General features: G+C 71.4%; 18 protein-coding genes. 7 read left to right on the forward strand and 11 right to left on the reverse strand.

All coding sequences use genetic code 11. The annotated features are described in order from the left end of the window. Position 1: 1 nt before the first annotated feature. Genes ABZ342_RS19955 through ABZ342_RS19970 form a run of 4 tightly spaced genes read right to left on the reverse strand, consistent with a single transcriptional unit; the run spans position 2 to position 3,386 of the window. Positions 2-823 (reverse strand): zf-HC2 domain-containing protein, encoded by an 822-nt coding sequence (locus ABZ342_RS19955; protein WP_360474867.1) that lies wholly within the window; start codon positions 821-823, stop codon positions 2-4. Further along, positions 820-1,377, reverse strand: coding sequence for an RNA polymerase sigma factor (locus ABZ342_RS19960; RefSeq protein ID WP_360474870.1), 558 nt, complete (start codon positions 1,375-1,377; stop codon positions 820-822). The genes ABZ342_RS19955 and ABZ342_RS19960 overlap by 4 nt, the downstream gene beginning before the upstream one ends. Before the next feature lie 54 nt (positions 1,378-1,431). Next, entirely contained in the window at positions 1,432-2,364 is a 933-nt protein-coding gene (locus tag ABZ342_RS19965) for a MazG family protein (protein WP_360474873.1), read from the reverse strand. Continuing rightward, a complete protein-coding gene (locus ABZ342_RS19970) occupies positions 2,361-3,386 on the reverse strand; it encodes a hypothetical protein (RefSeq protein ID WP_360474876.1) in 1,026 nt (341 codons plus the stop codon). The genes ABZ342_RS19965 and ABZ342_RS19970 overlap by 4 nt, the downstream gene beginning before the upstream one ends. 86 nt (positions 3,387-3,472) lie before the next feature. On the opposite strand from ABZ342_RS19970, the gene ABZ342_RS19975 reads away from it, so the two are divergent. Then, a complete protein-coding gene (locus tag ABZ342_RS19975) occupies positions 3,473-3,880 on the forward strand; it encodes a hypothetical protein (RefSeq protein ID WP_360474879.1) in 408 nt (135 codons plus the stop codon). On the opposite strand, the gene ABZ342_RS19980 is transcribed toward ABZ342_RS19975, so the two are convergent. From ABZ342_RS19980 to ABZ342_RS19995, 4 genes are all read right to left on the reverse strand, one after another. Next, entirely contained in the window at positions 3,864-4,025 is a 162-nt protein-coding gene (locus ABZ342_RS19980) for a DUF397 domain-containing protein (RefSeq protein WP_360474882.1), read from the reverse strand. The genes ABZ342_RS19975 and ABZ342_RS19980 overlap by 17 nt on opposite strands. Beyond that, complete coding sequence (locus ABZ342_RS19985) at positions 4,006-4,836, reverse strand: DUF5753 domain-containing protein (RefSeq protein ID WP_360474885.1); 831 nt, start codon at positions 4,834-4,836, stop codon at positions 4,006-4,008. The genes ABZ342_RS19980 and ABZ342_RS19985 overlap by 20 nt, the downstream gene beginning before the upstream one ends. A gap of 85 nt (positions 4,837-4,921) precedes the next feature. Then, positions 4,922-8,476, reverse strand: a complete 3,555-nt coding sequence (gene mfd / locus ABZ342_RS19990; protein WP_155544198.1) for a transcription-repair coupling factor — start codon at positions 8,474-8,476, stop codon at positions 4,922-4,924. Positions 8,477-8,528: 52 nt separating this feature from the next. Next, on the reverse strand, positions 8,529-9,452 hold the full coding sequence (locus ABZ342_RS19995) for an LLM class flavin-dependent oxidoreductase (RefSeq protein WP_360474888.1): 924 nt from the start codon (positions 9,450-9,452) through the stop codon (positions 8,529-8,531). 74 nt (positions 9,453-9,526) lie between these two features. On the opposite strand from ABZ342_RS19995, the gene ABZ342_RS20000 reads away from it, so the two are divergent. Then, the gene (locus tag ABZ342_RS20000; protein ID WP_360474891.1) at positions 9,527-10,300 is read left to right on the forward strand and encodes a helix-turn-helix transcriptional regulator; all 774 of its coding nucleotides are present in this window, start codon (positions 9,527-9,529) and stop codon (positions 10,298-10,300) included. Here ABZ342_RS20000 and ABZ342_RS20005 read toward each other — a convergent pair. Both ABZ342_RS20005 and ABZ342_RS20010 read right to left on the reverse strand, forming a co-directional pair. Next, the gene (locus ABZ342_RS20005; RefSeq protein WP_360474894.1) at positions 10,276-10,767 is read right to left on the reverse strand and encodes a DedA family protein; all 492 of its coding nucleotides are present in this window, start codon (positions 10,765-10,767) and stop codon (positions 10,276-10,278) included. The genes ABZ342_RS20000 and ABZ342_RS20005 overlap by 25 nt on opposite strands. Beyond that, positions 10,739-11,335 (reverse strand): methyltransferase domain-containing protein, encoded by a 597-nt coding sequence (locus ABZ342_RS20010; RefSeq protein ID WP_360474897.1) that lies wholly within the window; start codon positions 11,333-11,335, stop codon positions 10,739-10,741. Before ABZ342_RS20010 ends, ABZ342_RS20005 begins: the two co-directional genes overlap by 29 nt. 132 nt (positions 11,336-11,467) lie before the next feature. Between ABZ342_RS20010 and ABZ342_RS20015 the strand changes: the two genes are divergently transcribed. The 5 genes from ABZ342_RS20015 (at position 11,468) to ABZ342_RS20035 (ending at position 15,939) form a co-directional block, all read left to right on the forward strand. Then, positions 11,468-12,586, forward strand: coding sequence for a histidine kinase (locus ABZ342_RS20015; RefSeq protein ID WP_230862306.1), 1,119 nt, complete (start codon positions 11,468-11,470; stop codon positions 12,584-12,586). Further along, positions 12,583-13,239 (forward strand): response regulator transcription factor, encoded by a 657-nt coding sequence (locus tag ABZ342_RS20020; protein WP_155540911.1) that lies wholly within the window; start codon positions 12,583-12,585, stop codon positions 13,237-13,239. Before ABZ342_RS20015 ends, ABZ342_RS20020 begins: the two co-directional genes overlap by 4 nt. 46 nt (positions 13,240-13,285) lie before the next feature. Next, entirely contained in the window at positions 13,286-14,131 is an 846-nt protein-coding gene (locus ABZ342_RS20025) for an alpha/beta fold hydrolase (RefSeq protein ID WP_360474902.1), read from the forward strand. Positions 14,132-14,147: 16 nt separating this feature from the next. Beyond that, positions 14,148-15,329, forward strand: a complete 1,182-nt coding sequence (locus ABZ342_RS20030; RefSeq protein ID WP_360474905.1) for a PQQ-dependent sugar dehydrogenase — start codon at positions 14,148-14,150, stop codon at positions 15,327-15,329. 211 nt (positions 15,330-15,540) lie between these two features. Then, the gene (locus ABZ342_RS20035; protein ID WP_360474908.1) at positions 15,541-15,939 is read left to right on the forward strand and encodes an NUDIX domain-containing protein; all 399 of its coding nucleotides are present in this window, start codon (positions 15,541-15,543) and stop codon (positions 15,937-15,939) included. Here ABZ342_RS20035 and ABZ342_RS20040 read toward each other — a convergent pair. Next, positions 15,936-16,529: a TetR/AcrR family transcriptional regulator gene (locus ABZ342_RS20040; RefSeq protein WP_155544196.1), complete on the reverse strand. Its 594-nt coding sequence runs from the start codon at positions 16,527-16,529 to the stop codon at positions 15,936-15,938. The two genes, ABZ342_RS20035 and ABZ342_RS20040, sit on opposite strands and share 4 nt — an antisense overlap. Positions 16,530-16,611 lie beyond the last annotated feature (82 nt).

Here is a 16,611-nt window from a genome sequence, read left to right on the forward strand (position 1 = left end):
CCTAGTTGCGCGCGCCGAGCCGGGTGAACGCGCCCTTGTGCAGGGCGACGACCACCGTCGTCAGCGCGAAGATCCCCGCCCACACCGGCACCGCGCCGGTACTGAGCGCAAACGTTTGCTCCTGGGCCGCCAGCGTGGGCAGCACCAGGCCCGCGACCCACACCGCGATCAGTGCGTACGCCGCCCGGGTGACGCCGATCAGCCCGCCCAGCGCGAGCGTCCCCGTGGTGAAGGCCAAGCTCGGCAGCAGCCAGAGCGCCAGCGCCGTGCCGGTCAGCCAGCCGGCGACCCCGAGCACCGGCAGGACGACGACGAGCACCGCCAGCGTCCGCCGCGTGATGAGGTACAGCCCGGCCCGCGGGGTCGCGACGACGACCTCGTACGCCGGATCCAGCCCCCTCGCCCACGACGCCGCGACGCCGAGCACCGGCAGCACCGGCGCGAAGAGCTGCACCGCCGTCACGTCCAGCGCCGAGCGCCAGATCTGGTCGAACGCCACCGCGAGCAACGTGACCAGCACGATCATCCCCAGCCACGGCAGCATCACCGGCGTGACCCACGTGTCGAGCCACCGCCGCCGGCGCCGGTACGGAACCGGCTCGGGCGGCGGCGGCCCGTGGGCCGGAACGGCCGAAAGCCGGATCTCGAAGCCGAGCCGGTTCCAGACGGCGTCCACCACCGGCTGGACGGGCGCGACTTCGGCGAGCCGCGCCCGGCACCCCCGGCACGTCTCCAGGTGCGCTTCGAGACCCCACAGCCGGTCGGCCGGGAGGTCGAAGCCCGCCACGTACTCGGCGATGAGCTCGTCCGACGCATGGGTCATGACAGTGCCTCCCGCATCGCGAACCGCGCCCGGCGAGCGCGGGTCTTGACGGTTCCTTCCGGCAGTCCCAGCAGGACGGCGGTCTCCCGGACGCTCAGCCCGTCGAGCACCATCGCCTGCAGCACCGCCCGCAGCTCGGGCGCGAGGTCGCGCAGCGCGTCACCGACCTCGTCACCGATCGTCGCCGCCAGGGCCACGTCCTCCGCCGCCGGCACCGGCGCGACGTCCAGAGCCACCTCCGACGGCAGCTCGGCGTGGTGCGCCCGGCGCCGGAACGCGTCGACCAGCCGGCGCGCCGCGATCGTCCACAGCCAGCCGACCGCGGTGCCGCCGGTCGCGGCCCCCGCGAACGACGCCGCCGCGCGCCACACGGCCAGGTACGTCTCCTGCATGACCTCGGCGACGACGTGCTCGTCGGCGCACCGGCGGCGCAGGCGCACGAGGAGCCAGGGCGACGTGCGGCGGTAGAGCTCCTCGAACGCCGCGCGGTCGCCCTTGGCCGTGCGCCGGACGAGGTGCTCCTCGTCGGCGTCCTCCAGTGGCAGTTTCCTCACACCAGGCAAGACGCCGGATCGGCCCCGGCGGTTCTCACACGATTGTGTGCTGCGTCACACTGGACGTGGCGGCCAGAACTTCCGCCAGCCGTCGGCTTCCAGGGTCGTCGGCTCCAGGCCCACGTCGCGCGCGGCCTGTTCGGCGGCCCGGACGTCGTTCGCGAACTGCTTCGCCAGCGCCCGCAGCTCGCCCTCGGGGTCGACGCCCGCGCGCCGCGCCGTCGCCGCAATGCGGAACAGCTGGGCGGCGGCCGCGGTGCCGGTCGGGAAGAGGTCGAGCGGGATGCCCGCGCGCCCGGAGCGCTGCCCGAGCTTGCCGGCCAGCGCCACCGCCGGCTGGCCGAGCGCCACACCGTCCACAATGGACTTGCGTTGCTTCTCCTGCTGCTTCAGCTCTTCCCACTTGACGTTCTGGTGCTCGACGGTGTGCACCGAATCGGCACCGGCGAAAACGTGCGGGTGCCGGCCGACCAGCTTCGCGACCAGGTCGGCGGCGACCTCGTCGATGCCGAACGGGTCGGCGGCGTCCTCGGCCGCGACCCGCGCGTGGAAGAGCACCTGGAGCAGGACGTCGCCGAGCTCCTCGCGGAGCGCCTCGCGGTCACCCGACTCGATGGCGTCGAGAAGCTCGTAGGTCTCCTCGACCAGGTACTGCCGGAGCGAATCGTGGGTCTGCGCCGCGTCCCACGGGCAGCCGCCCGGCGAGCGGAGCCGGTCCATCACCTCGGCGGCCTCGACCAACGGCGGCGCCGGCGTCTCGATGACCTCCGCGCCGGTCGCGATGAGCAGCGACGCCGCGGGCTCGTCCCGGGACCCGGCGAGCAGCACGACGTCCTTCAGCGAAGGTGCCTCAGTGACGGCCGGGACCCCGAACACGCTCGCGTCGAGGTCCGTGGCCGCGTAGACCGCGGTGGCGTCACGAAGAATCTTCAGCGCCGCGGCGGGCAGCGTCGCCCCGCGGACGACTACGACGACGCCCGTGCTCACTGCTGCGTACGGCCGGGACCCGCGACGGGCACGATGAGGGCCGGGACGGCGTCCAGGTTCGGCACGACGCCCATGGTCGCGACATCCCACACGCCGTAGCGCGGGTTGATGCGCAGGCCGCTCTCCCCGACATAGGGCTGGAGCAGGCGGGTGCCGATGGCGGTCAGCTGGTCGTCGGTGGGCTTCTGCGGCTCCCCGTCGGCGGGCACCGGCTGGTCGGTGCCGCGGGTCCGGAGGACGAAGACGTACCAGTCGGGCTTGGCCGGCATCCGCGGCTGGAACGCGACGACGCTGTTCGCCGGGGAGCCGAACAGCACGGTCTCGGCGAGGGCGGGGTACTGGGCGGCGCCGAAGACCGAGGTGAGTCCGGCGTCGGAGAACCCGTTGGGGCCGGGCTGGCCGGTCTGCTGGGACTGCTGAAGCTCCTGGCCCGCCGCCTGCACGGCCGCCTGGACCTTCGACGGGTCGGCGGCGAACTGCTTCGCGACGTCGAACGCCCGCGCCCGGGCCTCGGGGTCGTTCGCGGCGGTGGCGCTGAAGCCGACGTAGTCCGCGCTGACCGCGAGCTTCGGCAGGAACTTGGCGGCGAGCTGGCGCTCCAGGTAGGTGTCCGAGGCGCGCTCGCCGCGATCGCGCACGTTCGCGGCGATCTGCGCGACGGCGAGCGAGTCGCCCTGCCCGGTGTCGGTGACGGGCGCGCCCGGCAGCGTCACGGCGATCTGCGCGATCTTCGCCTGGTCCGCGACGAGGTTTTCCTTCTTCGCGGCGTAGGTGATGAGCTGGTGGAGCGCCCCTTGCCGGACGATCTCCCGGCCCAGCAGGACGACCTTGTTCTCACGGGCGAGCTTCTGCGCGTACGGCTGGTCGCGGACGGCCTGGTCGATCATCGACTGCACCCGGTCGAGGCCGAACGACTGGTCACCGAGGATCGAGGCCGCGCCGACCTGGCTGGGGCCCGAGCCGCACCCGGCGAGCAGAAGAGCAGAGGCAACAACCGCGACCAGCGCGCGAGGGCGCCCCATGATCCGCATCACAGGCCATACCCTCTCACACCATCGCACCCGAAACGCAACACCCGTGCGGTGTCGCCGGGCGTAACCTCGACGACATGGACCACTGGCTGACCATCGAGGTCTTCGATGGCGAGTCCACGGCTTCCTTGTGGCGGCTCGCCCGCGGTGACGCTCTCACCGAAGCAGCTTTGACGAACGGCGCGGAACAGTGGGTGTGGCACGAACACCGCTGGGGCGTGGTGCTGGAGATCGAGTTCAAGTCGGAGGAAAGCCGCGACGCGTTCCGCGCGCTGCCGGTCGTGACGGCGGCGCTGGACGCCGTACCGGATCCGACCCGGGGGTTGCTGGTCTATCCCGGGCGCGGTGGGGGTGCGGGGTCTCGGAAGCCGCGGAAGCCCCGGCCGTTGCCGATGACCGGGGCCGGGGCGGTTCCGGTGCCCGTGGAGTCGGTGAAGATGGGGTTGGCGGAGGCTTTGCCGCCGATGTTCAGCGAAGTCGGCTGAGCAGCTCGCGCCAGCTCGGGGCGGACGCGGTGAGGGTGCCGCCTTCGCGGTCTTTCGTGTCCCGCACCAGGACTTCGGAGCCGGGGAGCACCTCGACACAATCGCCTTGGCTGCTGTGGGTGCTCTTACGCCATGCTTCCGGCATCTGCTTCTCCGATGAGGTCGGCGATCAACTCCTCTGAGTTTGCCTCATCCAGGGCACGGCTTTCCAGCCCGCGCAGCACTCCCAAGTAGGCCTCGATTTCTCGCGATTCTTCCAGGTACAGCGAGGTCGACTCGCTTTCGATGCAGACAACCGGCTGGTAGGTGTCCGATTCCATCAGCTGGAAGTGCCCGGCCGAGGCGGGATGGCCACCCAAGCTCGCCGGGACGATCCGGATGGTCACGTTCTGCTGGGCCGACAGACGAACCAGCTGCCGGAGCTGGCCACCCATCACGCGCGGGCCACCGACCGGGAGGCGGAGTACGAATTCGTGCAGGAAGAACCGGAATCGCACGCTTGGCCTCGTCAAGATGGCCTGGCGTGACAGCCGGGCGAAAACCTGCTCATCCAGCTTGTCCGGCTCGGGCTGGTTGCCGATTTCGATCGCCAGGTTGCGGGCGTAGTCACCGGTTTGCAGCAGCCCCGGCACCACGTTCGCCTGGAAGGCCGAGATGGCGGTGGCGTGTTCTTCGTGGCTGACCAGCGTGCGAATGTCTTCGGAGCGTTCAAGTAAGCCGGGCTTGCGCATTTCGTCGGCCATGGCCATCAGTTCGCGGTATTCCGCTCCCCTGATCTCCAGCGTCGTCAGGAACCGCGCCAGGCGGGCCGGGTCGGGCCTTGTCAGCCCTCGCGTCACCGACGAGACCCACTGCGCACTCATCTCCAGCTTCCGGGACATCTCGCGGACACCCCAGTGCTTCTCCGCCATGCGCTGGAGCAGCCGTTCGCCGAGCTGTCTGCTACGGATGTTCATGCGGCGAACCTAGAAGCACCGGCCGCGAAAACCCTGACGCCACAACGAGAGTTCCCCCGAAGTGGCGTCAGGTGTCCGCAGCGCGTTACACGGCAGCCGGCTTCTTCGTCAGCTGCGTCAGGAGCTTCGTGCACCAGTCCAGCAGCTCTTCGTCCCGCAGCGTCGGCGCGCCGATCCGGCCGCCGGCCGGGCCCTCCGTGGGCTTCGGGACCGAGACCGTGTTCGTCACGGCCTTGAACGTCGCCTTCGGGTACAGCCTCTTCAACCGGACCATCTGCGAGTCCTGCAACGGCAGTGGCGCGAACCGGATCGTGTTGCCCTGGACCGCCACCTCCGTCACGCCCGCCTCGCGGCACGTGTGCCGGAACCGCGCCACCGACAGCAGCCGGTTCACCGGCGCCGGCGGCTGGCCGTAGCGGTCGATCAGCTCTTCGCGGACCGCGTCCAGCCCCTCGGTGTCCGGCGCCGCCGCGATCTTGCGGTACGCCTCCAGCCGCAACCGCTCACCCGGGACGTAGTCGTGGGGGATGTGAGCGTCGATCGGGAGGTCGACGCGGACGTCGGCCATCTCCTCGTCCTCCGCCGGCTCGGCGCCCGCGTGCCGCCGGAACGCGTCGACCGCTTCGCCGACCAACCGCACGTAGAGGTCGAACCCGACACCCGCGATGTGCCCGGACTGCTCCGCGCCCAGGATGTTGCCCGCGCCGCGGATCTCCAGGTCCTTCATCGCGACCGCCATGCCCGCGCCCAGCTCGGTGTTCTGGGCGATCGTCGCGAGCCGGTCGTGGGCCGTCTCGGTCAGCGGCGCCTCCGGCGGGTACAGGAAGTACGCGTACCCGCGCTCGCGCCCGCGCCCGACGCGGCCGCGCAGCTGGTGCAGCTGGGCCAGCCCGAGCAGGTCACCGCGCTCGACGAGCAGCGTGTTCGCGTTCGAGATGTCGAGCCCGGTCTCGACGATCGTGGTGCACACCAGGACGTCGTACTCGTTTTCCCAGAAGCCCTGGATGATCTTTTCGAGCTTGTCCTCGTTCATCTGCCCGTGCGCGGTGACGACACGCGCCTCCGGCACCAGCTCCCGGATGTGCCGCGCGGCCTTCTCGATCGAGGAGACGCGGTTGTGGACGTAGAACACCTGGCCGTCGCGCAGCAGCTCACGGCGGATCGCCGCGCCGACCTGCTTGTCGTCGTACGAACCGACGTACGTCAGGATCGGGTGCCGGTCCTCGGGCGGGGTGAGGATCGTCGACATCTCGCGGATGCCGGCCAGCGACATCTCCAGCGTCCGCGGGATCGGGGTCGCGGACATCGTCAGCACGTCGACGTGCGTGCGCAGCGCCTTGATGTGTTCCTTGTGCTCGACACCGAAGCGCTGCTCCTCGTCGACGATCACGAGGCCGAGGTCCTTGTAGCGGATGCCCGTCTGCAGCAGGCGGTGCGTGCCGATCACGATGTCGACCTCGCCGGCGGCGAGCTGCTCCAGAATGAGGTCCGACTCGGTCTTGTTCGTGAACCGGGACAGGCCCTTGATCGTCACCGGGAACGAGCGCATGCGCTCCTGGAACGTGTTCAGGTGCTGCTGCGCGAGCAGGGTCGTCGGGACGAGCACGGCGACCTGCTTGCCGTCCTGCACCGCCTTGAACGCCGCGCGCACGGCGATCTCCGTCTTGCCGTAGCCGACGTCGCCGCAGATGACGCGGTCCATCGGGACGCCGCGTTCCATGTCGGCCTTGACCTCGTCGATCGCGGCGAGCTGGTCGTTGGTTTCGGTGAACGGGAAGGCGTCCTCCAGCTCGCCCTGCCACGGCGTGTCCGGGCCGAACGCGTGCCCGGGCGCGGCCTGGCGCGCGGCGTAGAGCTGGACCAGCTCGGCGGCGATCTCCTTGACCGCCTTCTTGGCCCGGGCCTTGGTGTTCTTCCAGTCGGAGCCGCCGAGCTTGTTCAGCGTGGGCAGCTCGCCGCCGACGTACTTGGACACCTCGTCGAGCTGGTCGGTCGGCACGAACAGCCGGTCGCCCGGGTGCCCGCGCTTGGACGACCCGTACTCCAGCAGCAGGTACTCGCGGGTCGCGCCGGCGACCGTGCGCTGCACCATCTCGACGAACCGGCCGATGCCGTGCTGCTCGTGCACGACGTAGTCGCCGTTCTTGAGCGCCAGCGGGTCCACCGCGTTGCGCCGCCGGGACGGCATCTTGGTGGTGAGGTCCTTTGTGGACGTTCCGGCGCCGGACCCGCGGCCGGTCAGGTCCGCCTCGGTGAGCACGACCAGGGCGCGCTCCGGCGAGACGAAGCCGTCCGTCAGGCCGCCGCAGGTGACCGTGACCAGGCCCGCCGCGGGCACCCCGGTGAGACCGTCGCCGGCCTGCGTCGCCGGGACGTCCGCGCCCGAGAGCTGCTCGACCGCGCGCGCCGCGGTGCCCTGGCCGGCGACGACGAGCACCGCCGTGCCGCCCGCCGCCGTGTGGGCGCGCAGGTCCGTCATCGCGCGCTCGAGCTCGCCGCGGTACGCCGGCGCGGCTTCGACCGAGACGCGGTAGACGTCCGGGTCTTCGCTGGTCAGCTGGGTGAGCGTCCACCACGAGCGCTTGGTGTCCTGCGCGTGGGACGCGATCTCGTCGAGCCCGCGGTAGGCGGACGCGCCGAGGTCGATCGGGGCCTGGCCACCCGCCGCGGCCGTCGTCCAGGACGCTTCGAGGAACTCCTGGCCGGTGCGGACGAGGTCGGCGGCCCGGGCGCGGATCTTCTCCGGGTCGGTCACCAGGACGTGGGTGCCGATCGGCATCGCGTCGGTGAGCAGCTCCAGCTCGCCTTCGCAGAGCACCGGGATGAGGGCCTCCATGCCCTCGACCGGGATGCCGTCGGCGAGCTTGGTGAGCATCTCGGCCAGGTGCGCGTCGGCCTCGTACGTCTTCGCCAGCTCCGCGGCCTTCTCCTTGACCGGCGGCGTGAGCAGCAGCTCCCGGCACGGCGGCGCGGTGACGCGCGCGATCTCGCCGGGCAGCGACCGCTGGTCGGAGACGGCGAACGCGCGGATCTCGCTGACCTCGTCGCCCCAGAACTCGACGCGGACGGGGTGCTGCGCGGTCGGCCCGAACAGGTCGAGGATGCCGCCGCGGACGGCGAACTCGCCGCGCTTCTCGACCATGTCGACGCGGACGTACGCCAGCTCGACGAGCCGTTCGAGGAGACCCTCGAAGCTCTGCTCCTCGCCGACGACGAGGTCGACCGGCTCGAGCGAGCCGAGGCCGGGGGCCATGGGCTGGATGAGGCTGCGGACGGTCGCGACGACGACGCGCAGGGTGTCGTCCTCGGTCTTCAGCCGGTGCAGCACCTCCAGCCGGCGGCCGACGGTGTCGGCGCGCGGGGAGAGCCGCTCGTGCGGGAGGGTCTCCCAGGAGGGGAAATCGACCACCCGGTCCTGGCCGACGAGCGCGCCGAGCGCGGCGGTCAGCTCGTCGGCCTCGCGGCCGGTGGCGGTGACGGCGAGGACGGGCTTGCCCGCGCCCTCGTCGGCGGCGAGGGCGGCGGCGACGAGCTGCCGGGCGGCGATCGGGCCTTGCAGCTCGAGCAGCGGCGCACCGGCGCGCTCGACCACGCCGCGCAACGCCGGGTCGGGCAGGATGGCGGTGAGGAGTCCGGACAATGGAGCGTTTGTCACGGTCCCAGCCTACGTGCCACCCCCGACAGGTTTCCGATCACGGCTGGTCGCGCAGCAGTTCCGCCACCTCCGCGAGCCGCGGCAACTGCTCGTCGAACACCTTCGGGTCGGTGCTCGCGATCCGCAGCAGGACGTGCTCCGCTCCTTCGTACTCACGCAGCCGCGAAGCCACCTCCGCGACGCTTCCCGTCACCTGCATCTGGATGCCCTGGACGTACTCCGCCGGCGCGCCGTAGTTGGTCAGGCAGTACTCCTCCAGCAGCGCGCGCCCGCGGTCCACGTCGTCCTCCACCAGGACCGTCGCGAACAACGCCGGCGTCACCGGGCGCGACGCCCGTTCGCGGATCCGGGCCAGGCCGGACCCGTAGTCCGCCGGGTCGGGCGGGTAGGGCAGCCAGCCGTCGTACAGCCGGCCGACGCGCTCCAGCGCCCCCGGCGTGTACGCCGCCAGCCACACCGGCGGGCCGCCCGGCCGCGCGGGCGCGGGATAGGAAGGCAGCGAGTCGTAGTGGAGCACCTCGCCGTGGAACGACGACTCGCCGCTCCACGCCGCCCGCCACAGGCCCACGATGTCGTCGAGGCGCGCTCGCCGGCGCGCCCAAGGCACCCCCACGAACGCGAACTCCGGCTCGCTGCGGCCGGCGAACCCCGCGCCGACGGCCACCGTGAGGCGGCCGCCGCTGAGCAGATCGAGCGAAAGCAGCTGGTTCGCCGAAAGAACCGGGTCCCGCAACGCCGGGAGCAGCGCGGACGTCCCCAGGGTCACCCGGGAAGTCCGGGCGGCGAACGCGCCCAGCACGGTGAAAGCGTCCAGCGGAGCCCGCGCGAGGGTGTCGCCCACCCAGACCGAGTCGAGGCCGAGCGCTTCCGCGGAGACGGCGACGTCGACCAGCTCGGGCGCGGTCCGCCCGGCGTCGAGGATGGGCTGGTAGGTCGGCACGACCAGGCCGTAGTTCGTCATGCCGGAAGCCTCGCCGAAGCGGGGAATGCCCTCAATTCCCCGCGGGGAATGGCGCGCCCGAGCAGGATGGGACCGTGGACTTCGGAACGGCGCTCAAGGACTGGCGCACCCGGCGGCGGCTCAGCCAGCTCGACCTGGCCCTACGCGCGGGCACGACGCAGCGGCACGTGAGCTTCATGGAAAGCGGCCGCTCGGTGCCCGGCCGCGGGATGGTGCTGCGCGTCGCGGAGTCCCTCGAACTGCCGCTGCGCGAGCGCAACGGCCTGCTCCACGCGGCCGGCTACGCGCCGACGTACCCCGAAACCCAGCTCGGCGACCCGGCGATCCGGCCGGTGCTCGACGGGCTGCGGCGGCTGCTCGACGGCCACCGTCCCTACCCGGCGATCGTCGTCGACCGCTACGGCCTGCTCGTCGCGAAGAACGACGCGTTCTCCCTGCTCATCGAGGGTGTCGCGCCGGAGCTGCTCGAAGAACCGGTCGACACGCTGCGGCTCGCGCTGCACCCGCGCGGAATGGCGCCGCGCGTGCTGAATCTCGACGACTGGGCCCGGCACATCCTCGAGCGTCTCCGCAACGACCTCGCGCGCACCCCGGACGACCGGCTCGCCGCGCAGCTCGCCGAGCTGACGGGGTACCTGCCGCCGGAACGGCCGCCGAGCGCGGACCACCTCGGGTTCGCCGTCCCCGTGCGACTGTCCACTTCGGCCGGTGAACTGCGACTGATCACGGCGATCACGACGTTCGCGACCGCCGCCGACGTCACGGTGTCGGAGCTGAAGCTGGAGACGTTCCTGCCCGCGGACGCGGAAACCGCGGAACGCCTTCAGAGCACCAGCGCCGTCAGGTGACCCACCAGCAGTTCCGTGCTCGCCCACAGCACGGCCGCGCACACGCTGACCACGGCGAACCGGCGGTACGGCATCGCCGCCGACCCCGCGACGCGCGGCACCAACGTCCGGACGCCGGCCAGGCAGCGGCCCGCGATCACCGCCGGGACGCCGTAGCGCGCGACCGCCGCTTCGGCGCGGTCCCAGCGGTCCTGGCCGATGCGGCGGACCAGCCGGGACCGGCGGAGCCGCCGTCCTTCGAAGTAGGCCAGCTGGTCGCCCACGACCGCCGCGACCACGGCCACCGGCAAAGCGATTCCGAGGTGGAGCGTGCCCCGCTCGGCGAGGAACCCCATCAGCAGCAGCGCCGACAGCGTCGGCAGCACGATTCCGGGCAGCAGCGCGGTTTCCGCCGTGATCAGCAGCGCGCAGACGAGGTAGACGACCAGCGGGGGCGCGTCAAGCAGTGGCCGCAGCAGGCTGTCCATGGCTCGTCCTCCCCACCGCCACCGGCAGCGCCGCGCGGTAGACGAACGCGGGCGGCAGGTTCCCCCAGACGACAGAAGTGCGCTCCACGACGGCGAAACGGCTTCGCAGCGAAGCGGCGAAGCGCCGCGCGGGTGGCGTCCAAGCCGTGTGCGCGTACGCGAACGTCGTGAACCGGCCGTTCGGGGCGAGCGCCGCCGTGACCGCGTCCAGGATGCGGTGCCGGCGGTCCGCCGTCATGGCCGTCCACGGCAGTCCGGAGACGACGACGTCGAGGTCGCCGGCGTCGAGGTGCTCCGCCGAAGCGGTGACGACGTCGGCCTGGGGAAAGCGCTTGCGCAGCGAGGCGGCGAAACGCGGGTTGATCTCGTAAGCGGTCAGACGTGCTTCGGGACGAAGCAGCGCGAGGACCGCTTCGGTGAACACGCCGGTGCCCGGGCCGAGTTCGACGACGCGGGCCGCGCGTTCCAGGCCGAGGCCCGCCGTCATCGTTTCGGCCAGCCTCGGCGAGCTGGGCGCGATGGCGCCCGTCAGCATCGGGTGGCGGAGGAATTCCCTGGTGATCGACATGATCCCGACGCTAGGAACGGCGGCGGTGGCCGCGAATCCGCCGGATCGCCCGGTCCGGTCCTCCCCGGGGAGGACACGGTCTGGCCGGAGGGATGACGACCCGGGCCGGGTCACGGCATTACGTTCGGTGGCGTGGAACGACTCGTGAGGTGGGTGCGCGGGCACCGGTGGACGGTGGACCTGCCGCTGTACGCCGTGTTCGTCTTCCTCGGGCCCAACTGGAACGGGGAGCCGGCGTGGGGTGTCCGCGCGCTTTCGATGCTCTTCCTGCTCCCGATCCTGGTGCGCCGCCGGTACCCGCGCACGGCCGCGGTGCTGATCATCGCCGGGGCGGCGGTGGTGTACCTCGACGAGATCTGGGCCTACGACCGCGGCCGGACCGAGCTGGCCATGACGGTCGTGCTGTTCAACCTCGTGAAGCTGGGTGACCGGCGCTTCGCCGCGCTCATCGCGGCCGCCATCGTCGTGCTCGACTTCCAGTGGGGCGTCCTGTGGGGCCCGGGCACCCAGAACCCCACGTTGACGATCATCGGCATCCTGCCGCTGCACTTCGCCGCGTGGGCGCTCGGGGAGTTCTTCCGCAAGCAGGAGCAGCTCACCGCGGAGGAGGAGAAACGCGCCGAAGCCCAGTCACGCGCGGCCGTCGCGGAAGAGCGCGCCCGGATCGCGCGCGAGCTCCACGACGTCCTCGCGCACAGCATGAGCGTCATCGTGCTGAACGCCGAAGGCGCGAAGCTCGCCCGGCACCGCGACCCCGAAGCCGTCGACCGCACGCTCGACACGATCGGCCGCACGGGCCGGGACGCGCTGGCCGAGCTGCGGCGGCTCCTCGAAGTCATGCACGCCGGCCAGGCCGCGCGCAGTCCCCAGCCGACCGTCGACGAGCTGCGCGCCCTCGTCGAGCAGTGCGGGCGCGCCGTCGCGCTCGAGGTCACCGGCGACCCCGGTGGCCTGCCCGCGAGCGCCGCGCTGCAGGCGTACCGGATCGTCCAGGAGGCACTGACCAACATGATCAAGCACGCCCCGGCCGACGCGACCGGCCGCGTCGAAGTCGCCTTCGGGCCGGCGGAGATCCGGATCGAGGTGACGAACACCGGCGGGAAGGCCGCGCCGGTGCCCGCGTTGCCCTCGTCCGGGCGCGGGCTCACCGGGATGCGCCAGCGCGTCGAGATGTACCACGGCGAACTGGCAGCCGGGCCTTCGCCGGAGGGCGGATACCGGGTGTGCGCGAGCCTGGTGGTGGCGTCGTGACGACGCGGGTGCTGCTCTGCGACGACCAGGAGCTGGTGCGCGTCGGGCTGCGGATGATCGTCGAAAGCCAGGACGACCTCGTCGTCGCGGCCGAGGCGGCGAACGGCGAGGAAGCCGTCGCGAAGGCCCGGGAGCTGCGGCCGGACCTGGTGCTGATGGACGTCCGGATGCCGGTGCTCGACGGCGTCACCGCCACCGGGCGGATCTGCGCCGAGCTGCCGGACGTGCGCGTCCTGATCATCACGACGTTCGACCTCGACGAGTACGCGTACGCCGCCCTGCGCGCGGGTGCCAGCGGGTTCCTGGTGAAGGACGCGCCGTCGGAAGAGATGCTCGTCGCGATCCGCGGTGTGCTGCGCGGCGACTCGATGGTCTCGCCGTCGGTCACGCGGCGGCTGCTCGACCGCTACCTCGACGACGACCGCGATCCGGTGGACATCGCGAAGCTCGGCGTGCTGACCGAGCGCGAGAAGGACGTGCTGGGGCTGATCGCGCGCGGGCACTCCAACGGCGAGATCGCGGCGAAGCTGTACATCGGCGAGACGACGGTGAAGACGCACGTCGGGCGGATCCTCGGCAAGCTCCGGCTGCGCGACCGGGTGCACGCGGTGGTCTTCGCCTACGAATCCGGGTTGGTGCGTCCAGGGGCGTGATCACTCCCTATTTATCCCCTTGATAGGGACGTATAGAGTACTTTGCATGACGATATACAAGTCCAACGCGGGCGCGCGCCTTCTGCGTGAGCGCTACCTCGAGGCACTGACGAGCTGGCCGGTCCCGCGCGACGAAGTGCGCGTGCCAACCCCCGAAGGCGAGACGTTCGTCCTGGTCTCCGGCCCCGAGAGCGTGCCCCCGCTGGTGCTGCTGCACGGCTCCGGCAGCAACTCGGCGGAGTGGGCGCACCGGATCCCGGCGCTGGTGGAGCGGTTCCGGGTGTACGCCGTCGACATCATCGGCGAACCCGGGATGAGCGCCGAGACGCGGCCGCCGCTCGACAGCGACCGGTACGCGCAGTGGCTGGACGCGGTGCTGGACCACTTCGGTGTCTCGCGGGCGGCCTTCCTGACGTCGTCGTTCGGCGGCTGGCTGGCGCTCGACTACGCGACCCGGCGGCCCGAGCGCGTCGCGGCGCTCGCGCTGCGGTGCCCGATCGGTCTCGGCCCGATGAAGAAGGGGTTCGTCGTCAAGGCGGTGCTCCTGTCACTGCTCGGGGAGAAGGGACGGCGGAAGTCGGTGGCCGGCGTCGTGGGCGAGCCGGAGTCGTCGCCGATCGTCGAGCAGCAACTGCTCGTGTCGGCGAACTACCGGTACCGCACCGGCCCGTTCCCGGTCTTCGGCGACGCGGCGCTGGGCCGGCTGACCATGCCGGTGTACGCCGTCGCCGGGGCGGAGGACGCCATGGTCGACTCCCGGACGACCCAGCGGCGGCTCGAGGCGGCCGGCGCGGTCGTGGACCTGGTGCCCGGCACCGGGCACTACATCCCGGGCTCGGCCGACCTGGAGTTCCTGAAGGAGGCCGCGGCGAACGGTGATTTCACCGCTTGATGGCAGGATGGGCCGTATGCGGCGTGTGCTGGGTCTCATCGGTGCGGTGTCCCTGCTGGTCACGGGCTGCTCGGGGGCGTCGAGCGCGCCCGTCCAGAGCGTCCCGCCCGCGGCCACGCCGGCGGCGGCGAGCGGGAAGTTCAAGGTCGAGACCGTGACGGCCGGGCTGCAGCACGGCTGGGACATCGGCTTCCTGCCCGACGGCGGCATCCTCGTGCCGCAGCGGCCCGGCAAGCTCGCGCTGGTCCGCGGCGGGCAGGCGACCGACGTCAAGGCCGACTTCTCCGACGTCCTCGTGCAGGGCGAAGGCGGGCTGCTCGGCATGGCCGTCAGCCCCGACTTCACGACCAGCCGCGAGTTCATCACCTGCCAGGACCACCAGGAGGGCGGCAAGGCCGTCGACATCCGGCTGGTCACGTGGAAGCTGGCCGACGACGGCGCGAGCGCGTCGAAGGTCAAGAACCTGCTGACCGGGCTGCCGGTGAACCCGAGCGGCCGGCACTCCGGCTGCCGTCCGACGTTCGCACCGGACGGCGCGCTGCTGGTCGGCACCGGCGACACGGCGCGCGCGTCGATCGCGCAGGACCGCCACTCCCTGGGCGGCAAGGTGCTGCGGCTGGACGCGAAGACCGGGAACCCGTTGCCGGACAACCCGTTCATCACGTCGTCGGACCCGAAGGAACGGCTGATCTACACCTTCGGCCACCGCAACGTCCAGGGCGTGGCGATCCGGCCGGGCAGCGGGCAGGTGATCACGGCCGAGCACGGGCCGACCTTCGACGACGAGGTCAACCTGCTGAAGCCGGGCGCGAACTACGGCTGGGACCCGTCGAAGGGCGGCACGGACTCGAGTTACGACGAGAGCGTGCCGATGACCGACCTCAAGCGCTTCCCGGACGCGGTGAGTCCACTGTGGACATCCGGCAAGATCACCGAGGCGATCAGCGGCGACGCGTTCCTGACGGGCGCGCAGTGGGGCAAGAACGACGGCGCGCTGGTCGTGGTGGCGTTGAAGGGGCAGAAGCTGCTGCTGTACCACTTGGACGCGGCGGGCAAGGTCCTCGACGTCTCGCTCCCCCCGGAGTTCGACGACAAGTTCGGCCGCCTGCGCGCGGTCCGCAGCGGCCCGGACGGCGCCCTGTACGTGACGACTTCGGACGGAACGGACGACAAGCTGCTGAAGGTCACACCTGCCTGAGCATGAGAAAGCCACGGTCCGCCGGTGCCGTGGACACTTCCGCCGGGGTGGCGGATCGCGGAACATGTTCTGTACCAAGAGTTTTCGCCCGCCCCCGACGAGTGTTGGACGCGGTCCGAAGATAGCGTTCCCGCGGCAGCACCGCGCCGGTCCCCGAGCGCCATCGCCGACCTGGCGATCGGGGACCGGCCTCCACTCCTAAGATCAGGACATGACCGAGATCGACAAGATCGCGTGGATCCACCTGGTGGACGGCCGGATCCTGAGCACGCGTTCCCGCGGCAAGCAGGTCTACTACCTGCCCGGCGGCAAGCGCGAAGCGGGCGAGACGGACGTCGAGACGCTGGTCCGCGAGATCCGCGAAGAGGTCTCGGTGGAGATCGCCGAGCCGACGATCGCGCCCGCGGGCGTGTTCGAAGCCCAGGCCGACGGCAAGGCGGCGGGGATCGTCGTGCGCATGACCTGCTTCACCGCGGACTACACGGGAACGTTGGCGGCGAGCAGCGAGATCGAGGAGATCGCGTGGCTCGGCTACGCGGACCGGGAGCGGGTCTCGCCGGTGGACAAGATCATCTTCGACCACCTGCGCGAAACCGGGCGGCTGAGCTAGCCGAGCCGCAGCTTCGGCTTGTGCTCCAGGTGCGACAGCCCGTTCCACGCCAGATTCACGAGGTGCGCGGCGACCTCGTCCCGCTTCGGCTTCCGCGCGTCCAGCCACCACTGCCCGGTCAGCGCGACCATCCCCACCAAAGCCTGCGCGTACAACGCCGCCAGCTTCTCGTCGTACCCGCGAGCCGCGAACTGCTGGGCCAGGATGTGCTCCACCTGGCTCGCGATGTCGTTCAGCACCGTCGAGAACGTGCCCGTCGAACTCGCCACCGGGGAATCGCGGACCAGGATCCGGAAACCGTCGTGGGAATCCTCGACGTATGACAGCAAAGCCGTCGCCGCCTGTTCGAGCATCACGCGGGGGTGGCCGCCGTGCAGGGTGGACACCATGCGCTCCAGCAGCAGCTGGGTTTCGCGGTCCACCACCACCGCGTAGATGCCCTCTTTGCCGCCGAAGTGTTCGTACACCACGGGTTTCGACACGTTGGCGCGGTGCGCGATCTCCTCGATCGACGTGCCGTCGAAACCCTTTTCGGCGAACAACGCCCGCGCCACGTTCAGCAATTGCTGACGCCGCTCGCTGCCGGTCATCCGGACGCGCGTCACCGGGGCGACCGGACGCGCCCCGGTGACCTGCTCACGTTTGGAACGTCGTCTCCCCGCCATCGGGGCA

The organism is Amycolatopsis sp. NPDC005961, from assembly GCF_040629235.1.
Lineage (GTDB): Bacteria > Actinomycetota > Actinomycetes > Mycobacteriales > Pseudonocardiaceae > Amycolatopsis > Amycolatopsis camponoti.

Excerpts from the sequence above, each read along its gene's own strand:
- ABZ342_RS20010 (WP_360474897.1), bottom strand. The coding sequence starts at position 11,335 with ATGTCGATCACCAGGGAATTCCTCCGCCACCCGATGCTGACGGGCGCC.
- ABZ342_RS19995 (WP_360474888.1), bottom strand. The coding sequence starts at position 9,452 with ATGACGAACTACGGCCTGGTCGTGCCGACCTACCAGCCCATCCTCGAC.
- ABZ342_RS20030 (WP_360474905.1), top strand. The coding sequence starts at position 14,148 with ATGCGGCGTGTGCTGGGTCTCATCGGTGCGGTGTCCCTGCTGGTCACG.
- ABZ342_RS20035 (WP_360474908.1), top strand. The coding sequence starts at position 15,541 with ATGACCGAGATCGACAAGATCGCGTGGATCCACCTGGTGGACGGCCGG.
- ABZ342_RS19980 (WP_360474882.1), bottom strand. The coding sequence starts at position 4,025 with ATGCCGGAAGCATGGCGTAAGAGCACCCACAGCAGCCAAGGCGATTGT.
- ABZ342_RS20005 (WP_360474894.1), bottom strand. The coding sequence starts at position 10,767 with ATGGACAGCCTGCTGCGGCCACTGCTTGACGCGCCCCCGCTGGTCGTC.
- ABZ342_RS19985 (WP_360474885.1), bottom strand. The coding sequence starts at position 4,836 with ATGAACATCCGTAGCAGACAGCTCGGCGAACGGCTGCTCCAGCGCATG.
- ABZ342_RS19970 (WP_360474876.1), bottom strand. The coding sequence starts at position 3,386 with ATGGGGCGCCCTCGCGCGCTGGTCGCGGTTGTTGCCTCTGCTCTTCTG.
- ABZ342_RS20040 (WP_155544196.1), bottom strand. The coding sequence starts at position 16,529 with ATGACCGGCAGCGAGCGGCGTCAGCAATTGCTGAACGTGGCGCGGGCG.
- ABZ342_RS19975 (WP_360474879.1), top strand. The coding sequence starts at position 3,473 with ATGGACCACTGGCTGACCATCGAGGTCTTCGATGGCGAGTCCACGGCT.
- ABZ342_RS20025 (WP_360474902.1), top strand. The coding sequence starts at position 13,286 with ATGACGATATACAAGTCCAACGCGGGCGCGCGCCTTCTGCGTGAGCGC.
- ABZ342_RS19955 (WP_360474867.1), bottom strand. The coding sequence starts at position 823 with ATGACCCATGCGTCGGACGAGCTCATCGCCGAGTACGTGGCGGGCTTC.